A 23,301-nucleotide genomic window follows, 5' to 3' on the forward strand; every position below is an offset into this window, starting at 1 on the left:
ACGGTCTCACGCCGGTGTGTGGCGATGGTGAAGCCGGGCCGTAATCCGCGTTCACGTCGCGTCGTTCATGCCTCGTCGGCGAAGTACCGCAACCGGGCGACAGCGAGCGGCCCGCTGCTGAGATCGGCGATCAGTACGGCCCGGCGTCCGTCGCGGTCCAGCCCGGCCACCAGGCTGTGCCCCGACGCGATGAGCTTGCGCCAGGAGGCACCCGAGGTGCGATCCACCAACGCGGAGGTACTCAGCGGGGTGTCGTCATCGGAATAGATGTCGGTGTCAGCGTTCAGCCGCCGTTGCACCGCCACCGTGTCGCCCGCGCACAGATCGTCGAGCAGCCCGGAGACCAGCCGCCGGCCTGCCCGCCCGGCACCGGCCATTCCCTTGGCGAAGCCCACGGCGCCCGCAGGTCCCTGATTGCGCAGCAACGCCCCGGCCAGGCGCAGCCCGACCGGCACGGCGCCGAGTCCGGCGCGGGCGAACTGTCCGATCATCGTGGGCAGCTCCCAGTACGCCTGCAGTTGGCCGATCTCCGGCCCGGCCGGGCCGGGCGTGACGGCATACCTCAGGTAGGCCGGAATCCGCATGGAGACCGATGGGCTCATGACGACCTCGAGCTCGAGATCGCGGATCACCGTGGAGCCGGCGACGAGGTCGACGTCGCGGTGGAAGGTGATGTCGCGCGGAGCGATGAAGGTGTCATAGAACCGCTCTATTGCGGCGGGTCCGCGATGCGGCTGGGACCCCACCGGGTCCTCGACCTGTCCGCCCGCAGCGAACAGTCCCACCCATCCTTGGCGGTCGTGTGCACCCGCTGCCTGCGGTGACAATTCGACGGTGGCTAGCAGATCGTCCCGTGTGAAGGCCATATGGTTCGTTTACCATCCCGCCCGCCGCCGCGTGCGCGCACACTGGTGTTTGACACCTTGAGATTGCCCACAACCACCGAGGAGAGCGCCATGAGTGGCAGTGGACCGTTCGGATTCGACCCTGAGGACTTCGACCGCGTCGCACGTGAGGCCGGCGAAGGGTTGCGCGATGCCCTCGACGGGTTGAGCAAGTTCATCGCGAGGCCCGGCCAGGCCGGCGGTTGGGCGGGACTGCTCGATGAGTTCGCCCGGTTCTCCCAGCCCAGAACGGAGCCGGAGACCACAGGCGAGAAGGGCGACGGGGTATGGGCCATCTACTCCGTCGACGAGGCCGGTGGCGCCCATATCGAGCAGGTGTACCCCAGCGAGCTCGAGGCCCTGCGGGCCAATGCCGGCAATACCGATCCCGGCCGCCGGGTCCGGTTCCTGCCCTACGGCATCGCGGTCAGCGTGCTCGACGCCGATACCGGCGAGTAACAACGGACCGAAATGTCGTCTGCCGACCTTCGGGACCGGCTAGGATTCTGGCCCAAAGTCAACGAACTGCCCGGCCTGATTCGACCGGCGGCCGGCAATGCTGAGGGTGGGACATGATTCGCGAACTCTTCGCCACGACGGCAGTCGCCGCGGCGGCACTGGCAACAGCGATTTCCGCGGCGCCGGGTGCTCTTGCCGACGACAACAGCAATATGTATCCGGACAATCCCGGGCACTATCCGACCGATGTCCCTGGGATGAGCTACGAGGCTTCCAACGGCGCACCGTGCTTCAGCTGGGAACGCAACGTCTTCGGTCGTGGCCCGGGCGGCACGGCCATGCAGTGCAAGTGGATTCCCAACCAGTGGCCCCCGGTTTACACCGGCTTCTGGACCTACGCCTATCCGCTGAACGGCGTGCAGGAGATCGGGTCGCCGTGCCCGGGGCCGCAAGAGGCGGCTCAGTCGACTGACGGCCGGCCGATGTTGTGCCTCGGCGAGCAAGGGTGGCAGCCGGGCGTGCTGACCGGAGACGGCTTCTTCCCGGTCTGAGGCGCGGGTCACATCCCCGCGGCCATACAGCTAAGTGCTCCATGTATGGTCGTGGGGCCCGAATCCGTGCACACCAGGAGTGCCATGAGCGCTGACGTGAAGTTCGACCTGTCCACAGTGTTCTCGACGGTGGCGAAAGCCATCGGCGACCAGACCTTCCTGGTGTGGCGGGACCGCCGGTTGACCTACAGCGAGTTCGACGCCCGCGTCGACGGCTTCGCCCATTACCTCGTCTCGGCGGGCCTCGGCACGCACACCGAGCGCGACGCGCTGGCCGGGCACGAATCGGGTCAGGACCACCTCGGCATCTACCTGCGCAACGGCAACGAGTACCTCGAGTCGATGATCGGCAGCTACCGCGCACGGGTGGCACCGTTCAACGTCAGCTACCGCTACGTGGAAGAGGAACTCCTCTACCTGCTGACCGATTCGAACGCCCGCGCGGTGATCTACAACGCCGAGTTCGCGCCGCGGGTGGCCGCGATCCGCGACCAGTTGCCGAACCTGCAGGTCCTCATCCAGGTCGCCGACGAGTCCGGCAACGAACTTCTGCCGGGTGCCGTGGACTACGAGACGATCCTGAAAACGCCTGCGCCGCAGGCGGGGATGCCGACACCGTCCGGCGATGACCTGTACATCCTCTACACCGGCGGCACCACCGGCATGCCGAAGGGCGTGCTGTGGCGCCAGCACGACATCTTCCTGTCCTCGATGGGTGGCCGGCCGTTCGGCAGCGACACCTTCATCGGTTCGTACGAGGAACTCGCCGAGCGGGCCGCCAACGCAGGCGGCGGTTTGTCGCTGCTGATGATCCCGCCGTTCATGCACGGCGCCGCACAGTGGGCCGCCTACAACGCCGTGACCATGGGCGGCAAGCTCGTCATCCCCGACGATGTGGTGCGCATGCGTCCCGACAACGTGCTGCAGCTCGCCGCACGTGAACGGGTACTGAGCATCCCGGTGGTCGGCGATGCGATCGCCCGGCCACTGGTCGAGGAGATCGAGAAGGGCGACTACGACCTGTCGGGCCTGTTCACGATCACCAACGGTGGCGCGCCGCTGTCGCCGACCGTGCGGGAGCGGATCCTGACCGCGCTGCCGCACCTGACCCTGCTCGATGCCGTCGGCGCATCGGAGTCGGGCGCCCAGATGAGCACCTTCTCCACCGCGGGCAGTGCATCCGAGGCCGCCACCTTCAACGCCCAGTCCGACACCGGAGTGGTCGCCGAGGATCTGTCCCGGGTTCTCGGGCCCGGTGAGGGCGGCGGTTGGCTGGCTCGACGGGACCTGATCCCACTGGGTTACCTGGGCGACGAGGCGAAGACCGCACGCACCTTCCCCACTATCGAGGGGGTGCGCTGGTCGGTTCCGGGCGACCGCGCAAACGTCTTGGAAGACGGACGGATTCAGTTGTTGGGCCGCGATTCGGTGACCATCAATTCCGGCGGCGAGAAGATCTTCGTCGAGGAAGTCGAGCGGGCCATCGCCGCCCACCCGGCCGTCTACGACGTGGTGGTGGTCGGCCGTCCCTCGGAGCGTTGGGGCAGTGAAGTCGTCGCGGTGGTGCAGTTCGCCGAGGGCGCTTCGGCCACCGACGAGGAACTCGTGAAGGTGTGCGAGAGCGCGATCGCGCGTTACAAGATCCCCAAGGCGTTCGTCCGGTCACCGCAGATCGTGCGCTCCCCCGCCGGTAAAGCCGACTACCGATGGGCAAAGTCGGTGGCCACCGAGCACGCCGAGGCGGTCAGCACCCCGTAGGCCGGAGTTCAGGACGCGAACAACTTCCCGATGGCGGCAAGCATCGTGGCGTGGGCGGCGACCGCCTGCTCCACGGTGATCGCCAACAACGGCCTGGGCGCGGCGATGGTCAGCTCTTCGGTGATCCGCGTGCCGGTGTCGATCGGCGTGAAGTCCACCCGGCTGTCCAGCCGCACCTGCGGGAACTGTCTGGCCTGTGCGGTCACCACACCGGCGGCGGGGACGATCAGCCGGGCCCGATACGTTATCGGAAGACTCAACGGCCCCAACGGGATTCGGTCGCGCACCTGATAGTCCTGCCGGTATCCGTCGGCCAGGTCCACGCGGGAGGTGCTGCGCACCCACTGCACCAGTGGGTGCACCTGCGAGATGTGGTCCAGGTCGACGTAGAACGCCCGGACCTGTTCCGGCGGTGCGGCCACCTCACCGCTGACGCTGCGCCGGGCCTGCCCGATCCAGATGCTCACGGCAGCAAGTTCACCACAGTCAACCAACCACGAGATGCAGTTTCTCCCAGCCGCGCACCGTCGAGGTCGGTGCCAGTTGCGCACTGTCGTAGTCGATCTCCCATTCGGGGAAACGGTTGAGCAGTTCGTCGAGGGCCACTCGGCCTTCGAGCCGTGCCAGATTGGCACCCAGGCAGTAGTGCAGACCCTTGCCGAAGGTCAGGTGGCTGATGTTGTCGCGGTGGATGTCGAAGGTGTCGGGGTTGCGGTAGCGGCGCGGATCACGGTTGGCCGCCCCGAACAGCAGCAGCATCGCACTGCCGGCGGGCACCGTGGTGCCGTCGTATTCGAAATCCTTTGCCACCCAACGTGCCACGTGCGGCCCGGTGGGTTCGAAGCGGAGCGTCTCGTCGACCGCGCGGGTCAGCAGTGACCGGTCCCGCTCCACCTCGCGACGCTGGCCGGGATGCTCGGCGAGCACCTTCGCCAGCCAGCCGATGAGCCGGCCGGTGGTCTCGTTCCCCGCACCCGCCACCACCTGGGTGTAGTGCAGCACTTCCTTGCGCTCAAGCTTGCGGGTGACCCCGAACTCGTCGGTGAACTCGACGTTCAGCAGGGCCGTCATCAGGTCGTCGGAGGGGTTGTTGGCCCGCCACTCGACGTAGTCGGCGTAGATCCGGCCGTCGGCGATGCGGTCGGCCTGTACCACCTTCATCGGTGCGCCCGGTTTGGTGCGCAGATTGGCGTCGTTGGCGTCACGGACCCCGATCTGCTCGGATTCCGGTATGCCGAGCAGCATTCCGATCACCCGCATCGGCATCATCGAGGCCAGTTCGGCGATGATGTCGAATCCGCCCGAGCCGACCAACGGGTCCAGGCAGCGCACGCAGAACTGCCGGATCTGATCCTCGATCTCAGCCATCCGCCGCGGAGTGAACACCCGCGACATCAGTCCGCGCAGCAGACTGTGCATGGGCGGGTCCTCGAACATCATCACGCCCGGCGGCATGTCGAAGTCGGACTTGACCAGTTCGAGGATGTCACTTCGGCTGTTGGAGAATGTTTCCCAGTCCGACAGTGCTTTCTCTACGTCCACGTGCCGGGACAGTGCCCAGAAGTCGTAGCGCTCGTTGTAGTAGATCGGTGCCTCGTCGCGTAGCCGGGCGTAGACCGGATAGGGATCGGCGACGATCCCGACGTCATAGGGGTCGTAGTACACGGTCATTTCAGGCAGCTGCCGGCATCGACGGGAAGGGTGACCCCGGTGATGTAGCGGGCTTCGTCCGACGCCAGGAACAAAACCGCATTGCTGATGTCCTCGGGAGTGACCCACGGGATCGGCAGCATGTGGAACGTCTGGCAGATCGGCGCCAGATCGTCCGGCCCCGGGTTCTCAAGGTCCGGCCGGAACATTCGGTAGGTCTTGTCATTCATCAGCATCGGGCTGTTGACATGGGTGGGGTGCACCGAGTTCACCCGGACCGAATGTTGGCCCAGTTCAACGGCAAAGCTGCGCATCAAGCCCACCACACCGTGTTTGGCCGCGACGTAATGCCCGGTGAACGGGTAGGCCTTCGTTCCGGCCACCGAGCTGGTCAGGATGATCGACCCGCCCCGACCACCGGCGAGGATATGGGGCACACCGGCTTTCACCGTCTTCCAGGCACCGCTGAGGTTGACGTCGATCATCTCCTGCCAGAGGTCCTCGTCCATCCGGTCCAGCTTCACCCCGGTGGTGCCGATGCCCGCGTTCGCGGCGATGATGTCCAGTCGGCCCAATTGCTCGACGCCGCTGTCGACGGCGGCCTTGAGCGCGCCGAAATCGCGTACATCGACCTCGGCGGTGACGATGCGCCGGCCGAGGTTCTTCACCAGATCGGCGGTTTCGGCCAGATCCTCTGCCGTCGCTCCCGATGCCGGTGACCGGTCGAAGGTTGCGCAGATGTCCACGGCGATGATGTCGGCGCCCTCGGCCGCCAACCGCACCGCGTGGCTGCGGCCCTGTCCCCGGGCCGCTCCGGTGATCAGTGCGACCTTGCCGTCGACCCGTCCTGTCATCGCCCACCCTCCGCCGATTTTGGGCGATCGCCCAATAATTACACTCAGGCCATGTCTAGCAGCCGCCGCCGCGCGTGGTCAAGGGTGCGATGAGTCCGCCGAGCACCACCCGCCGAGCGCTGATCCGGGCCACCGCCCAGGTCATGCTCGAGGAGGGGTACGCCGCGGCGACGTCGCGGCGGGTGGCCGCTCAGGCCGGGGTCAAACCCGCACTGGTGCACTATTACTTCCCGAGCATGGACGACTTGTTCATCGCGGTCCTGGCGGCCGGCGCCGAGGCCAACCTGAGCACTCAGCAGGAGGCCTTCGCCGAGGACTCCCCGCTGCATGCGCTGTGGGAACTCAACAACACCCAGGGCGCGGCGCTGTGGATGGAGTTCATGGCGCTGGCCAACCACCGCAAGGCCATCCGCAGCGAGATCGCCGGCTACGCCGATCGGTTCCGCGATCTCGAGGAGGCCGCGATGTCCTCGGCGCTACAGGCGCACGGGGTCGACACCGACGAGTTCCCGCCCGTGGTGATGTCGATGATCGTGGCGAGCCTGGCCCGCATCCTGGTGCTGGAGCAGGGGCTGGGGATCAGCCGTGGGCATACCCAGGCGCAGGATTTCGTGCGCCGCTACCTGGACCGGTTCGATCTGCCCCAGGGGGATCCGGCATGAGCCTTCTGCACGAGCTGGTTTCGGCGGCCGCCGCCGGGACGCCCCACCGCCCGGCCGTGGTGACCGACGACGGCACCACCGCGACCTTTTCCGAGTTCGACCGGCAGACCCTCGGCGTCGCAGGCTGGGTGGCTGCCCGTACCGCCCCGGGTGACCGGGTGGCCGTGGTCGCCGACAACAGCGCTGCCTATGCCCAGCTGTATTACGGGGTGCCGCGCAGTGGGCGCATCCTGACCCTGATCAATCAGCGTCTCAGCCCGGCCGAACAGGCTGCCCAGTTGGCCACGGCCGCGCCCACCCTATTGCTCGGCGACGAGCGGTATCTGTCGGCTCTCGCACACACCGGGGCGCCCGACGTCGCGTTCGAATCCGAGCAGTGGCGGGCTGCACCGGCTGCCGGCCTCCCCCTGGACCACGAGGTGGTCCCCGACGATCCGGCCTGGCTGCTGTTCACCAGCGGGTCCACCGGGGTTCCGAAAGCTGTTGTGCACAGCCACCGTTCGATCCTCACCGCGGTGTGGGGCTCGGTGGCGGGCCGCTCGGTGCAGCCCGGCGGGGTGTACCTGTTGCCGTTTCCCATGTGCCACATTGCCGGCTACAACATGTTGGTGCAGCATGCGGTCGCCGCGACGGTCGTCCTGTGCGCCCAGTTCCGCCCCGAGGGTTTCGCGCACCTGGTGCGCACCCACGGGGTGACCTCGTGTTCGCTGGCGCCGACCATGTTGCACTCGCTGCTCGGCCATCTCGAACGCACCGGGACCGATCTGCCCACTCTCACCGCGATCGCGTACGGATCGGCCGCGATGCCGCTCGATCTGCTGCGTCGGGCCATCGACACTCTCGGCGTCGACTTCCACCAGGGCTACGGGATGACCGAAACCGGTGGGAACATCACATTTCTCGGCCCCGACGACCATCGCGCCGGTGCGGCGGACCGTCCCGAGTTGCTCACCAGCGCCGGCTATCCGCACCGGGACGTCGAGATCGGCATCACCGACCCGGACGGCGGATTGCTGCCGCCCGGGCAGGTGGGCGAGATCGTGGTACGCGGCGCACAGGTGACACCCCGCTACTGGCCCGACGGGACCAGTACCGAAGCTGGTTGGCTACGCACGGGCGACATGGGTCGCACCGATACCGATGGACGCCTGTTCGTCGTCGACCGACTCAAGGACATCATCGTCACCGGCGGTGAGAACGTGTCCTCCCGCGAGGTCGAGGACGCCCTGTCCGGACATCCCGGGGTGGACCAGGTCGCTGTGGTCGCGGTTCCCGATGACTACTGGGGCGAGGCGGTCTGCGCGGTGGTCGTCCCGTCGCCGGGGCGCCGGCCGACCGCTGACGAGTTGATCGGCCACGTGCGCGGCATGATCGCGGGTTTCAAAAGGCCCCGGATGGTGTTGTTCACCGAGGCGCTACCGCTCACCGGCAACGGGAAGGTCGCCAAGGACCGGGTTCGTGCCTTCGCGCGCACCGCCGTTCTGGGCGGTGCCCAGATCACGTAACAGGCCGTGGCCAACCCCTCAACGGCTACGACATAGCGGACATTACGCCGAGCACTGGCGTTTTCCGGGTTTTCCACCAAATACCTTGGCAAATTTCCCGGCACGTCAATGCAATCCATGTTTCGGGTGGCGCCACGGTGCTAGCGTTCGGCGTTACCTGAGTGCACCTGGGGGTTCCACTATGACTACCAACGACCATGACTGGACCAAGCCCGCCGCGATGGCCATCCCACCGGACGGCTACTTCGAACTCAAGGAGGGTCGATACGGCCCCACCTATCCTAGAACGCCTGCCTGCCATGGCTTTTCCATCATCGCAAAGGTGAAGGAGGGTCGCGAGGAGGCGGTGCGTGCCTATGGCAAGCAGATCGAGGCCGCCGTCGCCGCCAGCCCCGAAGTCCTTGCGCCACTGCGGCTGCACTATTTGCGTTGGCAACTGTTCGACATCGGCTCGGGCCTGCATTTCCAATACCAGGGCATCTTCGACACCGACTTCGACAAGTACACCGAGGACGCGGTGCAATTGTTCAGCGCCACCGGCATCACCACGGTATTCACCAATCTGGAGGGGTTCCCGGAGGACTGGAAGGAGAACCCGCAGGCGTTCATCGAGTTCGTCCGGGCCCACCAGGTGCCGAGCTTCCTGGAATACGGCGAGTACCCGTACGTGACCGCCGACGAGATCAAGAAGGCACTGCGACTCAAGGCGGCCTTCTCCACCATGCTCGACCAGATGCAGTAACCCGCCGTGCTCGAGTTCGACGAGATCCAACACATCCTGCTGACCCGCACCCCGGCCATCACCGGACGCTACGAGTTCCTGACGTTCGACACCCCGGAGGGCGGCCGGGCCTGGCTCGCCGAACTGCTGGACAAGGTGCAGTCGGCCACGGAAGCGACGGCCACCATGGACGAGTCCGACCGTTGGGTGACCCTGGCGTTCACGTGGACCGGGCTGCGGGCCCTCGGCGTCGACGAGGATTCGCTGGCCACCTTTCCTGATGCGTTCCGGGAAGGCATGGCCCAGCGCGCCACGATCCTGGGCGACACCGGCGAAGCCGCGCCCGAACACTGGCTGGGCGGCCTCGCCGGTGAGGATCTGCACGCGATCGCGATCTTGTTCTCGCGCACAGACGAGCAGTGCCGTCGCTCCATCGAGGAACACGACAAACTGCTGGACCGAACCGCCGGGGTGCGCAGCCTGTCCTACCTGGACCTGAACGCGACCCCACCGTTCAACTACGCCCACGACCATTTCGGGTTCCGCGATCGACTGTCCCAACCCGTGATGAAGGGATCCGGGGAGGAGCCGACGCCGGGTTCCGGCGACCCGCTTGAGCCCGGTGAGTTCATCCTCGGCTACCCCGATGAGGACGGCCCGGTTACGAAACTGCCCAAGCCGGATGCGTTGTCGCGCAACGGCAGCTATATGGCCTACCGTCGGCTCGAGGAGCACGTCGGGGAGTTCCGGGATTACCTTCGTGAGCGGTCCGATTCGCCGGAGGCCGAGGAACTGCTGGCCGCGAAGTTCATGGGCCGGTGGCGCAGCGGCGCACCGCTGGTCCTGGCGCCCGAGCACGACGATCCCGAGTTGGGCGCGGATCCGATGCGCAACAACGATTTCAACTACAAGGAGATGGATCCGTTCGGCTACGCCTGCCCGTTGGGATCGCATGCGCGCCGGCTCAACCCACGGGACACCGCGCACTACATGAACCGCCGCCGGATGATCCGGCGCGGCGCCACCTACGGCCCCGCACTGCCCGACGGCGCACCCGATGACGGTGTGGATCGCGGCATCGCCGCGTTCATCGTCTGCGCCGACCTGGTGCGCCAGTTCGAATTCGCACAGAACGTATGGATCAACGACAAGACGTTCCACGAACTGGGCAACGAGCACGACCCGATCTGCGGCACCCAGGACGGCACACTGGACTTCACCGTCCCCAAACGTCCGATCCGCAAGGTGCACAAGGGGATTCCGGCCTTCACCACCCTTCGGGGTGGCGCCTACTTCTTCCTACCGGGCATGTCGGGACTGCGGTATCTGGCGGCTCTGTAGCGCGGCTAGGGCATCGCGCCGAGGAACCACAGACCGGCCGCGGGCGCCGGGCTCGGCTGGGCCGCAGGAACTGCAACGGGTAGTGCCGGCCCCGGCGACGGGTCCGCCGCAATGTGCGGCTGTGCCGCGGGCACGGGTAGGTGCGGCTCAGCTGCCGGAAGGTGCGGGACGGTGACCGCGACGGGCTGCTGAATCGGCACGGTCGGCGTCTGTGACGGCGTGGGTGCGAGCGCGAGCGCGGGCACCTGGACCACCGCGACCGGTTCGGCGACCGGTACCCGCTCCGCCCGTTCGGCTGCCTGGATCGAGGCGGCCGGCTGGGCAGGCGATTCCGCCACCGTCCGTGTGACGTCCCGCGGGGTGATGACGGTGACGAGTTGCGGCTCCGCCGCAGCGGTGATGTCGGCGTCGTCGGCGGCCGGGTCCGGCACCGGTTCGACGAACTGCGAGCCGACCGTGAGTAGTCCCGCCGCGATCGCCACGGCACTGGCGGCCACTGCCCGCACCGCCGTGTGCCGACGGGGGGCCGGGGCCCGGAAGGCGGCCGGCCTCGGTGTCCTGGCGACCGCGTCGGTCGCGACGGCCAGTGCCGCGGCCCGGGCGGTGGTGTCCGATCGTCCGGGGACGATCCGCACGTCGTCGAATCCCGCGTCGGCGAGCAGGTCGAGGAGCTGGGCCACGGCATCGTGGCCGTCATCGGAGACCAGTCCCGTCGCACATACGCCGATCGCGGCGACGTTCTGGCCACTGGCAGCACCGATGGCCTGGGCGCTGCGGGCAGCGGCAGCGGCCCGGGTGGTCACGTCACCGGTGGCGTCGACGTCGAAGGCGTCGTCGTCGAGCGAGGTGAGATCTGTGGTGCGGCCATCGCCGCCGACGAGTGCCCAGGCGATGCCGTGCGAAGTCACCGACAGCCCCAGCACTGTCTTCACCCTGCGACCTCGATTCCCCTCGCGTGACCGGCACCCGGCCGCGACGAGCGTAAGTCGTCCCGCAGGCATCGGCATCCGGGAGAAGGGATCGGTAACCGGTTGGGCACCGAGAATTCACCCGGATGCTATTTTTGCCGCCGAACCGGCCCGGATTCGGGCGGCAAGGAGGCGATCATCGGCACATACGCGGTCACCGGGTCCGCATCCGGCATGGGATTGCAAGCCACCCAACGGCTACAGGACCTCGGACACACCGTGATCGGTGTGGACCTCAAGGAAGGCCAGGTGGTTGCCGACCTGTCCACCCCGCAGGGCCGCCGGGCGGCGGCCGACGGCGCGCTGGCCGCGTGCGGCGGAGTGCTCGACGGGGCCGTGCTGGCCGCCGGGCTCGGCCCCGGCCCCGGCGCTGACCGCAACCGGTTGATCGCCGAGGTCAACTACCTCGGCGTGGTCGAGCTCCTCGACGCCTGGCGGCCCGCGCTCGCCAATGCGGACCGCGCCAAAGTCGTGGTGATCTCCAGCAATTCGACGACAACGGTACCGATGGTTCCCCGCCGGACCATTCGGGCGTTGTCGGCACGCGACACCGGCACGGCGGTCCGCTCACTGCGCCTGTTCGGCCGGAACGGGTCGGCCCTCATGTACGCGGCGTCCAAGATCGCGGTGAGCCGCTGGCTGCGGACCAATGCGGTCACCGCGGCCTGGGCAGGTGCCGGTATCCGACTGAACGCGCTGGCCCCGGGCGCGATCCTGACTCCACTCCTGCAGGCTCAACTCGCGGATCCGCGCGAGGGCGCTGCCGTGCGGAGGTTCCCGGTTCCGATCGGCGGCTACGGCGACGCCGGCCACCTCGCCGACTGGATGTGTTTCATGCTGTCGGATGCGGCCGATTTCCTCTGTGGCAGTGTGGTTTTCGTCGACGGGGGCTCCGACGCCTTCTTCCGCCCCCAGGAGTGGCCGAAGGCTGTGCCACTGCGCCGGCTGCCGCGGTACCTTTGGCGGTTTGCCCGCGGCGTTCGACATGGGTGAGGCGGACCACGTACACGGACCGCGACGCGCGTGGGCCGCGGTCGCGCTGCTGACCCTGGTCGGAACCCTCAACTACGTCGACCGGTTCCTGCCCTCGGTCCTGGCCGAGCCGATCAAACACGAACTAGCCCTGTCGGACACCGCAATCGGGGTGATCAACGGGTTCGGTTTCCTGATCGTGTACGCGGTGCTCGGCGTCGCGGTGGCCAGGGTTGCCGACCGCGGGGCGTTCGGCGCGGTGATCGCCGCCTGCCTGACGCTGTGGGGCACCATGACCATGCTCGGCGGTGCCGTGCAATCTGGTTTTCAGCTCGCGCTCACTCGGGTGGGCGTCGCGGTGGGCGAGGCGGGTAGTACCCCGGCAGCACATGCCTATGTGGCCCGCAACTTCGCCCCGGAACGTCGCGCGGCACCGCTGGCAGTCATCACGTTCGCGATCCCGCTGGCCAGCGGCGCCAGCCTGATCGGCGGCGGGCTGTTGGCCGAAAACCTGGGGTGGCGGACAGCTTTCGTGGTGATGGGCGCGTTCAGTGTGGTGTTCGCCCCGTTGGTGCTGTTGATCGTCGGTGCCCGCCAATCGCTGCCGGTTGCGGTACGCCAGGAACAGGACACGACGGTCAAGTGGTGGGGCCTGCTGCGCAAACGCAGCTTCCTGGCCGTCATCGGCGGGACCGCGTTCGTCTCGGCCGCCGGTTACTCGCTGACCACATTCTCCCCGGCCTTCCTGATGCGGACGCGGTCCATGTCGCTCAGCGAGGTCGGGTGGGAGTACGGCCTGGCCACCGGGCTGGCCGGGGTGCTCGGGCTGCTGATCGTGGGCCGGCTGGCCGATCGGCTGGCCGTGCGCGATGCCCGCTGGCTGCTGTGGATCGTGGTGGCGACGACCGCGCTGCTGCTGCCGGCTTCGGTGTTGGCGTTCACCGTCGAAAGTCGCCTCGCGTGCGTGTGGTTCCTGGCGCTCAGCTACGTCATCGGCACGGCGTACCTGGCTCCGTCCATCGCGGCCATCTACCGTCTGGTCCTGCCGGGGCAACGGGCTACCGCGTCGGCGATCTTCCTGTTCTTCAACGCCACCCTCGGGTCCATCGGCCCGTTCGTCACCGGCCTGATCAGTGACGCGCTGACCGCCGACCTCGGCGTGCACGCGCTGGGCCGGGCCCTGCTGATCCTGGTACCGGCGCTGCAACTGCTGGCCATGGGCTGCTATCTCATCGCCGCCCGCTGGTACCGCAGCGACATCGTCGAGGCCGGTACCTAGGCCCGGCCTAGTCTGCCGCCCGGTCCGTCGCGCGCTCCCGGCGGCGGGTGGCGCCCCACAGCCCGACGGCGATACCGACCACGGCTCCCCCGAGGCCGATGACCTGCTGTGATCGTGGCATTCGGTCGTGGACCGCCAGGCCGCCGATCAGGTCGGCGGCGTCGGCACCGCCGGAGGCCAGGAACCAGCCGCGGGTGTCCTTGCCGCGTAGTCCCGCCGTCAGCAGCAGCCCGCCGATCAGCGCGTCGCGGTATCCCATCGACCGCAACAGCAGCTGTGCCGTGGTGTCGGGTTCGTTCCGTGCGCCCCAGAGCCGGTTGGCCCGCAGCGGGTCGACGAGAAACGAGACGCCCGACGCGAATCGCATGGCACCGGCGGCGAGCGCAGCCCGGTCTATCGACATGCCGTGCAGCTTAGAGCCTGGACCGGTCGAAAGTCAGCGGTTCTTCTCCGGATCGATGATCTCCGGCGGCCCGTCGGGATGCAACGCACCGCCCTCGCCTACCCAGTCGTTTATCTCGGCGGCGTCCTCAGCCGTGACCGGCCGACGCCTGCTGAAAAGTGACTTCACCTTCCTTGTGAACTTCGACATCCACCGATCCTAGGACCGTGGTGACCAGGCCGCCCCGATATCAACCGAAGGCAAACACACCACCTGTGAAACACCTTGATCTCGGCTGTCTTTCGACATTGCGCACCGGCAACTGCGGTGCGGGCAAACAGGGACCACGCGCTGATTTGCCCAACTGGGTCCATCGCTCGCCGCGCGCCGCGATAATCGGAGGTACCCGAGTTCAGGAGCGCACACATGGCCACCATCGAAGCCGACGCACAGACCGACTCGTCATTCGAGAGCGATGTCGCAGCCACCCAGGCGTACATCGACAGCCCCCGGTTCGAGGGCATCGTCCGACTGTATTCGGCGCGTCAGGTCGCCGAGCAACGCGGCACGATCCCGTCCGACTATCCGGTTGCCCGCGAGGCCGCGACCGCGTTCTTTCCGCATCTTCGCGAACTGTTCAGCCAGAAGAAGAGCATCACCACCTTCGGGCCGTATTCACCGGGCCAGGCGGTGGTGATGAAACGGATGGGCATCGGGGGGATCTACCTGGGCGGGTGGGCCACCTCGGCCAAGGGCTCGATCAGTGAAGATCCGGGACCCGACCTGGCCAGCTATCCGCTGAGCCAGGTGCCCGACGAGGCCGCCGGCCTGGTGCGGGCGCTGCTGACCGCCGACCGCAATCAGCAGTACCTGCGGTTGCGGATGACACCGGAGCAGCGTGCGACGACCCCGTCTGTCGACTACCGGCCGTTCATCATCGCCGACGCCGACACCGGTCACGGCGGCGATCCGCATGTCCGTAACCTGATCCGCCGCTTTGTCGAGTCCGGGGTGCCCGGCTATCACATCGAGGATCAGCGGCCCGGCACCAAGAAGTGCGGCCACCAGGGCGGCAAGGTTCTGGTGCCCTCGGATGAGCAGATCAAGCGGCTCAACACCGCCAGGTTCCAGCTGGACATCATGCGGGTGCCCGGCATCATCGTGGCGCGTACCGATGCCGAGGCGGCCAACCTGATCGACGGCCGCGCCGACGAGCGCGACCAGCCGTTCCTGCTCGGGGCGACGAACCTGTCGGTGCCGACCTACAAGTCGTGCTTCCTGGCCATGGTGCGACGCTTCTACGACCTCGGACTCACCGAGCTCAACGGCCACCTGCTCTACGCGCTGCCGGCCGGCGAGTATGCGACCGCCGAGTCCTGGCTGGACCGCGAGGGCATCACAGCCACGATCGCCGAGGCCGTCAAAGGGCACACCGCCGGGGACTCGGTGGATGCCCTGTTCGACAAGGTCGAGTCGGCGTTCGTCGAAGCATGGCAGGCCGACGCCGGGCTGAACACCTACGGCGAGGCGGTCGCCGAACTTCTGGAGTACCGGGAACGCGAGGGTGAGCCGGCCGCGATGAGTGCCGCCGACTGGCGCGGCTTCTCCGCGCGGGCGTCGTTGTACACGGCGCAGGAAAAAGCGCGCGAGTTGGGCGCCGACGTGGCCTGGGATTGCGAGCGGGTGAAGACCCCCGAGGGCTACTACCAGGTCCGTGGCGGCATTCCATATGCGATCGCGAAGTCGCTGGCGGCCGCGCCTTTCGCCGACATCCTGTGGATGGAGACCAAGACCGCCGACCTGGCCGACGCCAAGCAGTTCGCCGACGCGATCCACGCCGAGTTCCCCGACCAGATGCTCGCCTACAACCTGTCACCGTCGTTCAACTGGGACACCACCGGCATGACCGATGACGAGATGCGGGCGTTCCCTGAGGAACTCGGCAAGATGGGGTTCGTCTTCAACTTCATCACCTACGGCGGCCACCAGGTCGACGGCGTGGCGTGTGAGGAGTTCGCGACCTCCCTGCGCCAGGAGGGCATGCTGGCACTGGCGCGGCTGCAACGCAAGATGCGTCTGGTCGAATCCCCTTACCGCACACCACAGACGCTGGTCGGCGGTCCGCGCAGCGACGCCGCGCTGGCCGCCTCGTCGGGCCGTACCGCCACCACCAAGTCGATGGGCGCGGGCTCCACGCAGCACCAGCACCTGGTGCAGACCGAGGTGCCCAAGAAGCTCCTCGAGGAGTGGCTGGCGATGTGGGGCGATTACTACAAGATCGGCGAGAACCTGCGGGTGCAGCTGCGGCCGCGCCGCGCCGGGTCGGACGTGCTCGACCTCGGTATCTACGGCGACGGCGAGGAGCCGCTGGCCAACGTCGTCGTCGACCCCATCAAAGACCGGCATGGCCGCAACATCCTGACGGTGCGCGACCAGAACACCTTCGCCGAGAAGCTTCGCAAGAAGCGCCTCATGGACCTGATCCACGTGTGGCTGATCCACCGGTTCAAGCCGGAGATCGTCTACTACGTGACGCCGACGGAGGACAACGTCTATCAGACCGAGAAGATGAAGGCACACGGCATCTTCAGCGATGTGTACCAGGAGGTCGGCGAGATCATCGTGGCCGACGTGAACCAGGCCCGCATCGACGAACTGCTGGCACCCGATCGTGAGGCGCTGGGACGGTTGATCCGCAAGGAGGACTGACGGTTTTCGCGGAGTTCAGCGGCGCATCACTGACGCATGTGTGATGGCCACCCGGCCCTGGAATCCGATGCAGAGCTAGAGCCAGAGCCAGTCAGTACGGCCCGAATCGATGACAAACGTCCCTATTGGTGCCCTTCGAGTCGGCGCATACTGGCGACAGCCGAATTCGTTCAGGAGGGCCGCAGACATGACCGAAGCACCTCGATCCCGAACCGACACATCCGACGGCCGGCCCAGCCGACTCGGCCAGGCCGCGGCCGTGGTCGGCATTGTCGCCGGAATCCTGTTCATCGTCGCCGTCATCTTCTTCAGCGGGCTGATGCTCGGTGCGGGCCAGGGCTATCACCACGGGGGGTACCGCGGGCAGTCCGATGACCGGCCGGCGAGTTCCTGCCCGATGATGGGTCCCGGCGGCATGATGGGGCCGGGCGGCATGATGGGCCCCGGCGGCACGATGCCGAGCCCGTCGCCTGGGGTGACACCGCGACCCTGATCTCCGCCAAGGATTTTCGCCACCCGGTAGCCGGTCCGGACATACCAAGCTCGGCAAACCTACTGAGCTCTGGCGCTGTTTGTGACCTCACCCGTGGCGACGGTCCTGGTTCGCACCAACGAAACTCCGCGCGCACCCGCGCAGTCCACACGACGAGGGCGCCGACTCCCGCCTCCTGGTCGGCATCGGGGCCGGAGGCGTGTCGGCGCCCGCCACGGATCAGGCCACCTAGGGATCGTCTTCCTTGCCGTCTTCTTCGGGCGCGTGGAAGAGGTCTTCGGGGTGCCAGTAGTGGTTGGTGCGGTCTTGGCCGGTGTCCAGTAGTGGTGGTGGAATCCATTCGATGCGGCTGTCATCGCGGATGCGGGTGCTCCAGCCGCCTTCGTGGACGAGTCGGTTGCTTTTAGGGCAGGCCAGGGTGAGGTCGGTGACGTCGGTGCGACCGCCTTGTGCGAAATCGGCTTTGGCGTGGTGGCATTGGCAGCGGTCCGTGGGGCAGGTGCAGCCGGGTCGGGTGCAGCCGCCGTCGCGGTTGTGCAGGACGAGGCGCTGGGCGGGGCTGGCAATGCGCTTGCTGCGGCCCAAGTAGAGCGGCACCACGCGGTGGTTGTCGAACACTGCGAGGTAGTGGTGGGCGTGGGCAGCCATCCGGATGACATCGCGGATCGGCAATTGGATGCCGCTGGTCGTGGAACCGATACCGGTGGCGGTTTCGAGTTCGCGCAGCGTGGTCGACACCACGACGGTGACCGGTAGTCCGTTGTGTTGGCCGAGTTCACCGGAGGACAGCATGCTCCTGCCCATGGCGAGTAGCGCGTCGTGGTTGCGTTGGGCGGCGGTGCGGGTGTCGGCGGCGATGGCTTCAGCGCTGGGCGTGCCGGTGGTGCACGGGGTTTCGTCGGCCGGGTTGCACATGCCCGGGGCACCGTATTTCGCGAGCATCGGAGTGATGGTGGCGGCGGCTTCCGGGGTCAGCCAACCCTCAAGTCTGCACATCCCGTCGACGTCCTGTGGGCCGAGGCGGACACCGCGGCGGCGTTGGCATTTTTCGTCGACGGGTTCGTCGCCGTCTTGGTTGAGCAGGAACGCGATGCGCTCGACGCATTGTTTGAGGATTTCGGGGCTGTTGCCGGTGGCGATGCGGGTCAGATCTTGGTCGATCTGGGCATGGGTGGCGGCATCGAGGGGTACCGGGGGTTTGGCGAAGAACTTGCGGATGATCGCGAGGTGTTCGGTGTTCAGGTGGCCACCGGCAACGGCGGCGGCGGTGGCCGGCAACACCGGGCCCAACGATTCACCGGTGACGGTGCTGCGCGGCCCGAGGTCGGCGGCTTCGTTGATGCGGCGTTTGGCTTCTTTGTTGCTGATGCGTAACCGGATTGACAGCACGTCGGCCCAATTCTTGGCGCCGATTTCCTGCGCGGTGGTGCGGGATTGGATTTCGGCGAGCAGGCGGTGATCCACGACCGGGGCGCACCGGAGCTGGTGCTCGCGGCGCGACTGTAGGTCGAGCAGTTCGGGCAGGCTCATGGCGTCGTAGGACAGGGTGGCGATCGTGGCACACGCGGCGTCGTACTCGGCGTAGGCGGCCAGCACCGTCTCCCGATTCGAAACGGCGTTCGCAAGCATGTTCGAATTCTAGCGCCATCAACCGACGCCCGGAGAAGTTATCCACAACGCACGATTCATCCACAGATGCTGCCGCACAGGGGAATTAGGCCTTGACAGACCGCCCCGCGCTGGCCCGGGCAGCGACGCACGCGACGACGAATCCGCCGAGCGCCGACCATCCCAGCACACCGTCGAGACCGTTCTTGGCCATCAGTGTCAACGCAGCGCCGGCGACGCACAGCAGCGCACCGGTCAGTACCGCCCTGGCTCCGCTGATCTGAACTCGGCCGTCCCACCACGGCAGCGGGCGATGCTCCAGCGGCGACAGCAGTCGGAAAGCAACCGCCATGAGAACGCCGAAAACCACTGCCCGCAAGGCCAAGTGGGCCCAGAAGCCCGGCGCATGCGGATCGAAGGCATCAAGGCCGGCAGCATGCAGGCTGAACGCGGCGACGGCGATCACCGGGATATGCCACAAGTAGAGCGTCATGGCTCCCCCGTTGCCCGTCGCCACCAGATACCAGACGCGCGGACGGGCGGCCCAGCGGCGGATCGGGTTTGCGGCGGCGATGAACAGGCACGGCATCCAGATGCAGTGCAGTGCCAGCAGCAGCGTCGGCGGCGATACGTTGGATACGTGCTCGGTTCCGGTGACGACGAGGGACACGTCGTAAATGCCGGTGAGAGCGAGGATTACCTGCGCCGTGAACGCGACGACCGCAATCGCCAGCGCCCGCCGTGCACAGATCAGGTGACGCGCGTAGGCCACCCCGATCACGACCGGGATCAGCCAGACGATGATCAGGTTGGCGGTGCCCGCTTCGGGCGTTCCCACCGCGAACCGGATCGCATCCACCACTCCGGACGCGGCCAGCAAGCCGGCGACCACCCACGCCAACGACCGGCCGGTGGTCAGGCGCATCAGTGCCGGGACGAAGGCGAGCGCCACCAGGTAGACACCCAGAAACCACAACAGCGCCACGCATTCGCGCCCAAGCGCCGACGCCGACGAGGCTCCCATCGTCGCGCGCACCACCAGCAGGACCACCGTCCACACGGCCAGGTACCAGAACACCGGCCGGCACAGCCGCTGGGCGCGGGCGAGCAGCCATTCACCCCAGGGTCGTCCGTCGCGCCAGCTGTACGCACCCGCGGCCCCACCGGCCATGAAGAACAGCGGCATCACCTGCAGCACCCAGGTGACCGGGGCCAGCGACGGCAAGGCGCCGAGGATGTTGCCGACCCGCACGCCACCGGAGTCGATGGTGGCCAGTAGCAGCGCGCAGTGCCCGAAGATCACCACAAGCAGGGCGCCCAGGCGCGCCACGTCGACGGCGCGGTCGCGGTCGGGTTTGGTGTCGTGGGCGACGGTGTCCGAGGTCGGGACAACCTCATCGATTGGCATGGCCTCAGTCTGCCGGTCACATGGCACTGCGCGGATGGGTAGTACTACGTGTTGTTCGGTTGACCCAGCACCGCCACGACCACCGTTCGGTCCAGGCTGTTGGCCGACCACACGCCGATGGCGGAGTTGGCGCAGTCGGACAGGATCGCGAGGTCGACCGGGTCGTAGTACCACTGGTTGAGGATCTCGACGCCAGTGATCGCCAGTGCCGGGTTGATCGCCACGGTTTCGGCGACCCGACCACGGAATCCCGCAGCTTCGGCACGTGACTGGGGTGCGGAGCCGTCGGAGCCGAGATGGTCATCCAGCTGGCGATTGTCGAGCAGATCGTTGGTGTGCCATTCGGCCGCCAACCTCAGCTTCGGATCGGACTTCACGTCATTCGTGCAGCCCGCCTGATGCTGGATCGTGTAGACGTTGACGACCACGCTGCTGTTGAGTCTCTGGTTGTCGGCATGCGCGGACGCCGGACCCCATGCGCCGGAAAGCGCGATCGGGGCCGCGACGACAGCGATCAGACCGGTTCGAACTGCGATATGAGCCATCGGTTTTCGACCTTGTCGAGGGTGACGCGCACGCTGGAGGTGGACTTGGTCGGCGGCCCGGTGCCGATCGTGGTGGTCTGATCGACCAGAACCAGGACCACCGCGTGCCGGGCCGACGCCGTTACCGGCGCGGCCGCCGGCACCGTGGCAACCGCTGAGATCACCTGCTGTTTGGCCCCTGGGATGACGACGTCGTCGATCAGTTGCGTGTACAGGTCGCGAAAGGCGCCGGTGAGCCGCTCCGCTGCCGCAGGCAGTTCGGTGTCGACGGTGTCTGCCCGATAGGACAGGATCGCCACGGTGCTCTCGCCGGCGGCGCGGACGGACTCCGCGGCGGCTGCCTGCGCCGACCTCGCGGTGCTGTCCTGCCATTTCAGGAAGCCTGCGGCGAGCGCCAGGATCAGCGCCAGGGCCGGCAGCACGGCGAAGGCGAGCACCCGCGTCCAGCGCGCCGGCTCGGTGTCGTCCTGGACGGGATCAACGGGTGCGGCGGAGTCGGTTTCGTCGACGACGGGCTCGTCGGTCTCCAGCTCAGTGACGGTGGTCATGGCGAGCTCCTCTGCGGTTTCGGGGGGGGGGGGGAACACTCGGTCACGGCACGAACTCCACATTCGACACTTTGACGTCATCACCCACCTGCTCGACGCTGATCCGCATCCGCCATCTGCGCGGCTCTTGTTCGGGGGCAGCGCTGTTCGTGGTCTTCACCGATACCGCGACCAGGACCCGGGCCACGCCATCGACCTCCGATTCCAGGCCGGCTTCGGCGACGGTGCCCTGTGATGTCGACTGGGTCCGCTTGACGACCTCCACGAACGGCGCCGACCGCTTCTCGAAGTCATCGCGGAATGTTCCGGTTGCCGAGTCCAGAATCCGCTGGACGTCGGCGTCGGCTTCGTCGTGTCTGATCGAAGTCAGGTTCACCGCCGCTTGGCGCGCCACCTGCACGAACAGGTTGTGCTGCTCCTGGGCGGCTTGGGCCTGCCGATCGCGATAGCCCAGCCAGCCGGTCAACGCCGTCAGCGCCGCCACTGCGACGAGCGCCACAGCGATCGGAACGCGGATACCGGGCTGGTTTCCGGGGTCCGCGACGTCTAACCGTTCGGCGGTGTCAGCATGCTCTGCCATGTCTTGCCTTCCGTGCTGTCGGCGAGGTCGGGGTCGGTGTAGGCCTTGCCGTCTGGTGCCAGATACGTTCCGGTGGCCGGGTCATAGGGGATGTAGGCCGCCGGCGGTGCGGTGCCGGTGCCTTCTGGGGGCGGCAGACGCGGATCCGTGCCCGGGGCGTACTGCGGTACTCCCTGACCGGACAATGTCGCGTTGGGGTCGCCCTTCCAGTTCAGTCCGTCGTTGAGCGGGATGTACTCCTGGTCGCTTTCGCACAGCTCGACGGTCGGCGAGCGCTTCCATGGCTTGGTCTCACACGGAATATTGCGCACACCACGCACATTGAGGTCCGAGTCCTGCGGCACGCGGCAGTACAACTCACCCGCGGGCCGTTCCGGGTAGTCCTGATCGGACGGCGACCGCTGCTGGCGGACCGGGAGGAATCCGGTATTGCATGGTGGCGGCAGATTCAGGTTCAGGTTGAAGTCGAGGTAGATGCCTCGGTAGGCCTGTTTGGTGTCGGCGTTGGCCAGGGTGATCGCCGACATGACGGCTGTCCCCTGCGGATAGAGAACCAGCAACTGTTCCAGGTCGTTGCGGTACGTCACCGCGATGTCACCGAGGCTCACCATGTTGGCCAACAGGACCGGCAGGGTCGGTGCCACCCGGTCGAACAGCGCCTTGCCCTCCCCCAGCGCGGGAGCTCCAGCAGTGAGCAGATTCGCGAACTCGGCGTCCCGGCTTTTGAGCTGTCCGGTGATCGATGCCATCCGCCGCGCCCACGTTGCGATCGAATCAGACGTCTGCACTTGAGAATTGAGCACCGGCGGCGACTGATCGATCAACTGCGCGAGCGGATCCACCGTCTTTCCGCCTTCGATCGCCAGGGCAGTCGACCCGTCGACGATGCGGGACAGTTCAGGCCCCAGCCCACCGACGGCCTTGGCCGACTCGTCGACCACCGTGCGCAGGTTGTCAGGCGGAATGGCTTGCAGAGCCTTGTTGGTCGCATCGAGGAGATTGGCGATGTCAGCGGGGATGCGCACCTTGTCCACACCGATGACGTCACCGTCACGCAAAGTGCCCTGCGCACCTTGATCCGGGGTCAGCTCGAGGAACTGTTCCCCGATCGCGGACCGGCTGTGCACTGCGGCCGAAACCGGCGAGGGCACCGCAATGTTCGAGTCGAGGGTCAGCACGGCATCGACACCTTGGTGGGTGACATTGATCGACTCGACCCGGCCGATCTCGGTTCCGCGGTAGGTGACCACCGATGTCGGATAGAGCCCGCCTGCCGCGGGAAGGTCGACGGTGACCGTGTACCGGCCGAATCCGAGTAGTGCGGGGACCTTGACGAAGCCGAATGCCATGACGCTCAAGGCGATGACGGTGATCGTCGAGAGGATCGCCAACTGGATCCACACCTGACGGGACAGCCGGATCAT

24 protein-coding genes are annotated in these 23,301 nt (G+C 67.1%); 11 read left to right on the forward strand and 13 right to left on the reverse strand.

Annotated features, from left to right (window positions below):
• Nucleotides 1-65: 65 nt before the first annotated feature.
• The gene (locus AB0I14_RS26835) at nt 66-866 is read right to left on the reverse strand and encodes a ketosteroid isomerase family protein (protein WP_358028307.1); all 801 of its coding nucleotides are present in this window, start codon (nt 864-866) and stop codon (nt 66-68) included.
• Between the two features lie 90 nt (nt 867-956).
• Here AB0I14_RS26835 and AB0I14_RS26840 point away from each other — a divergent pair, with 90 nt between their 5' ends.
• From AB0I14_RS26840 to AB0I14_RS26850, 3 genes are all read left to right on the forward strand, one after another.
• Nucleotides 957-1,343, forward strand: a complete 387-nt coding sequence (locus tag AB0I14_RS26840) for a hypothetical protein (protein ID WP_358028309.1) — start codon at nt 957-959, stop codon at nt 1,341-1,343.
• A 113-nt stretch (nt 1,344-1,456) separates the two neighbouring features.
• On the forward strand, nt 1,457-1,894 hold the full coding sequence (locus AB0I14_RS26845) for a hypothetical protein (RefSeq protein ID WP_358028311.1): 438 nt from the start codon (nt 1,457-1,459) through the stop codon (nt 1,892-1,894).
• 84 nt (nt 1,895-1,978) lie between these two features.
• Nucleotides 1,979-3,652 carry an acyl-CoA synthetase gene (locus AB0I14_RS26850; RefSeq protein WP_358028313.1) on the forward strand — a complete coding sequence of 558 codons (1,674 nt, stop codon included), beginning with the start codon at nt 1,979-1,981 and terminating at the stop codon, nt 3,650-3,652.
• An 8-nt stretch (nt 3,653-3,660) separates the two neighbouring features.
• Here the strand turns inward: AB0I14_RS26850 and AB0I14_RS26855 are convergent, their stop codons facing one another.
• Genes AB0I14_RS26855 through AB0I14_RS26865 form a run of 3 tightly spaced genes read right to left on the reverse strand, consistent with a single transcriptional unit; the run spans nt 3,661 to nt 6,156 of the window.
• The gene (locus AB0I14_RS26855) at nt 3,661-4,119 is read right to left on the reverse strand and encodes an SRPBCC family protein (protein ID WP_358028315.1); all 459 of its coding nucleotides are present in this window, start codon (nt 4,117-4,119) and stop codon (nt 3,661-3,663) included.
• Between the two features lie 19 nt (nt 4,120-4,138).
• Nucleotides 4,139-5,323 carry a cytochrome P450 gene (locus AB0I14_RS26860; protein ID WP_358028317.1) on the reverse strand — a complete coding sequence of 395 codons (1,185 nt, stop codon included), beginning with the start codon at nt 5,321-5,323 and terminating at the stop codon, nt 4,139-4,141.
• Nucleotides 5,320-6,156, reverse strand: a complete 837-nt coding sequence (locus AB0I14_RS26865) for a mycofactocin-coupled SDR family oxidoreductase (protein ID WP_358028319.1) — start codon at nt 6,154-6,156, stop codon at nt 5,320-5,322. Before AB0I14_RS26865 ends, AB0I14_RS26860 begins: the two co-directional genes overlap by 4 nt.
• A gap of 89 nt (nt 6,157-6,245) precedes the next feature.
• Between AB0I14_RS26865 and AB0I14_RS26870 the strand changes: the two genes are divergently transcribed.
• The 4 genes from AB0I14_RS26870 to AB0I14_RS26885 all read left to right on the forward strand — a co-directional run bounded on the left by AB0I14_RS26870 (nt 6,246) and on the right by AB0I14_RS26885 (nt 10,385).
• On the forward strand, nt 6,246-6,818 hold the full coding sequence (locus AB0I14_RS26870) for a TetR/AcrR family transcriptional regulator (RefSeq protein ID WP_358028321.1): 573 nt from the start codon (nt 6,246-6,248) through the stop codon (nt 6,816-6,818).
• Nucleotides 6,815-8,323 carry an AMP-binding protein gene (locus AB0I14_RS26875; protein ID WP_358028323.1) on the forward strand — a complete coding sequence of 503 codons (1,509 nt, stop codon included), beginning with the start codon at nt 6,815-6,817 and terminating at the stop codon, nt 8,321-8,323. The genes AB0I14_RS26870 and AB0I14_RS26875 overlap by 4 nt, the downstream gene beginning before the upstream one ends.
• 181 nt (nt 8,324-8,504) lie before the next feature.
• The gene (locus AB0I14_RS26880; RefSeq protein ID WP_358028325.1) at nt 8,505-9,065 is read left to right on the forward strand and encodes a hypothetical protein; all 561 of its coding nucleotides are present in this window, start codon (nt 8,505-8,507) and stop codon (nt 9,063-9,065) included.
• A 6-nt stretch (nt 9,066-9,071) separates the two neighbouring features.
• On the forward strand, nt 9,072-10,385 hold the full coding sequence (locus AB0I14_RS26885; protein ID WP_358028327.1) for a peroxidase: 1,314 nt from the start codon (nt 9,072-9,074) through the stop codon (nt 10,383-10,385).
• Between the two features lie 5 nt (nt 10,386-10,390).
• On the opposite strand, the gene AB0I14_RS26890 is transcribed toward AB0I14_RS26885, so the two are convergent.
• A complete protein-coding gene (locus AB0I14_RS26890) occupies nt 10,391-11,317 on the reverse strand; it encodes a hypothetical protein (RefSeq protein ID WP_358028330.1) in 927 nt (308 codons plus the stop codon).
• 174 nt (nt 11,318-11,491) lie between these two features.
• Between AB0I14_RS26890 and AB0I14_RS26895 the strand changes: the two genes are divergently transcribed.
• On the forward strand, nt 11,492-12,346 hold the full coding sequence (locus tag AB0I14_RS26895; RefSeq protein ID WP_358028502.1) for an SDR family oxidoreductase: 855 nt from the start codon (nt 11,492-11,494) through the stop codon (nt 12,344-12,346).
• The gene (locus AB0I14_RS26900) at nt 12,339-13,604 is read left to right on the forward strand and encodes an MFS transporter (RefSeq protein WP_358028505.1); all 1,266 of its coding nucleotides are present in this window, start codon (nt 12,339-12,341) and stop codon (nt 13,602-13,604) included. Before AB0I14_RS26895 ends, AB0I14_RS26900 begins: the two co-directional genes overlap by 8 nt.
• A 7-nt stretch (nt 13,605-13,611) precedes the next feature.
• On the opposite strand, the gene AB0I14_RS26905 is transcribed toward AB0I14_RS26900, so the two are convergent.
• Entirely contained in the window at nt 13,612-14,007 is a 396-nt protein-coding gene (locus tag AB0I14_RS26905; RefSeq protein WP_358028333.1) for a DUF4267 domain-containing protein, read from the reverse strand.
• Between the two features lie 33 nt (nt 14,008-14,040).
• The gene (locus AB0I14_RS26910; RefSeq protein WP_358028335.1) at nt 14,041-14,196 is read right to left on the reverse strand and encodes a hypothetical protein; all 156 of its coding nucleotides are present in this window, start codon (nt 14,194-14,196) and stop codon (nt 14,041-14,043) included.
• Between the two features lie 216 nt (nt 14,197-14,412).
• Between AB0I14_RS26910 and aceA the strand changes: the two genes are divergently transcribed.
• Nucleotides 14,413-16,695, forward strand: coding sequence for an isocitrate lyase ICL2 (aceA, locus tag AB0I14_RS26915; protein WP_358028338.1), 2,283 nt, complete (start codon nt 14,413-14,415; stop codon nt 16,693-16,695).
• 187 nt (nt 16,696-16,882) lie between these two features.
• Complete coding sequence (locus AB0I14_RS26920; RefSeq protein ID WP_358028340.1) at nt 16,883-17,188, forward strand: hypothetical protein; 306 nt, start codon at nt 16,883-16,885, stop codon at nt 17,186-17,188.
• Between the two features lie 228 nt (nt 17,189-17,416).
• Here the strand turns inward: AB0I14_RS26920 and AB0I14_RS26925 are convergent, their stop codons facing one another.
• The 6 genes from AB0I14_RS26925 to AB0I14_RS26950 form a co-directional block, all read right to left on the reverse strand.
• The gene (locus AB0I14_RS26925; protein WP_358028343.1) at nt 17,417-18,817 is read right to left on the reverse strand and encodes an HNH endonuclease signature motif containing protein; all 1,401 of its coding nucleotides are present in this window, start codon (nt 18,815-18,817) and stop codon (nt 17,417-17,419) included.
• An 85-nt stretch (nt 18,818-18,902) separates the two neighbouring features.
• On the reverse strand, nt 18,903-20,204 hold the full coding sequence (locus AB0I14_RS26930) for an acyltransferase (RefSeq protein WP_358028346.1): 1,302 nt from the start codon (nt 20,202-20,204) through the stop codon (nt 18,903-18,905).
• Nucleotides 20,205-20,248: 44 nt separating this feature from the next.
• A complete protein-coding gene (locus AB0I14_RS26935; RefSeq protein WP_358028348.1) occupies nt 20,249-20,749 on the reverse strand; it encodes a CAP domain-containing protein in 501 nt (166 codons plus the stop codon).
• A complete protein-coding gene (locus tag AB0I14_RS26940) occupies nt 20,719-21,297 on the reverse strand; it encodes a hypothetical protein (RefSeq protein WP_358028351.1) in 579 nt (192 codons plus the stop codon). Before AB0I14_RS26940 ends, AB0I14_RS26935 begins: the two co-directional genes overlap by 31 nt.
• Nucleotides 21,298-21,340: 43 nt before the next feature.
• A complete protein-coding gene (locus tag AB0I14_RS26945) occupies nt 21,341-21,877 on the reverse strand; it encodes an Mce protein (protein ID WP_358028354.1) in 537 nt (178 codons plus the stop codon).
• Nucleotides 21,844-23,301: an MlaD family protein gene (locus AB0I14_RS26950; protein WP_358028357.1), complete on the reverse strand. Its 1,458-nt coding sequence runs from the start codon at nt 23,299-23,301 to the stop codon at nt 21,844-21,846. The genes AB0I14_RS26945 and AB0I14_RS26950 overlap by 34 nt, the downstream gene beginning before the upstream one ends.

This window comes from Mycobacterium sp. NPDC050441, from assembly GCF_040655355.1.
Classification (GTDB): domain Bacteria; phylum Actinomycetota; class Actinomycetes; order Mycobacteriales; family Mycobacteriaceae; genus Mycobacterium.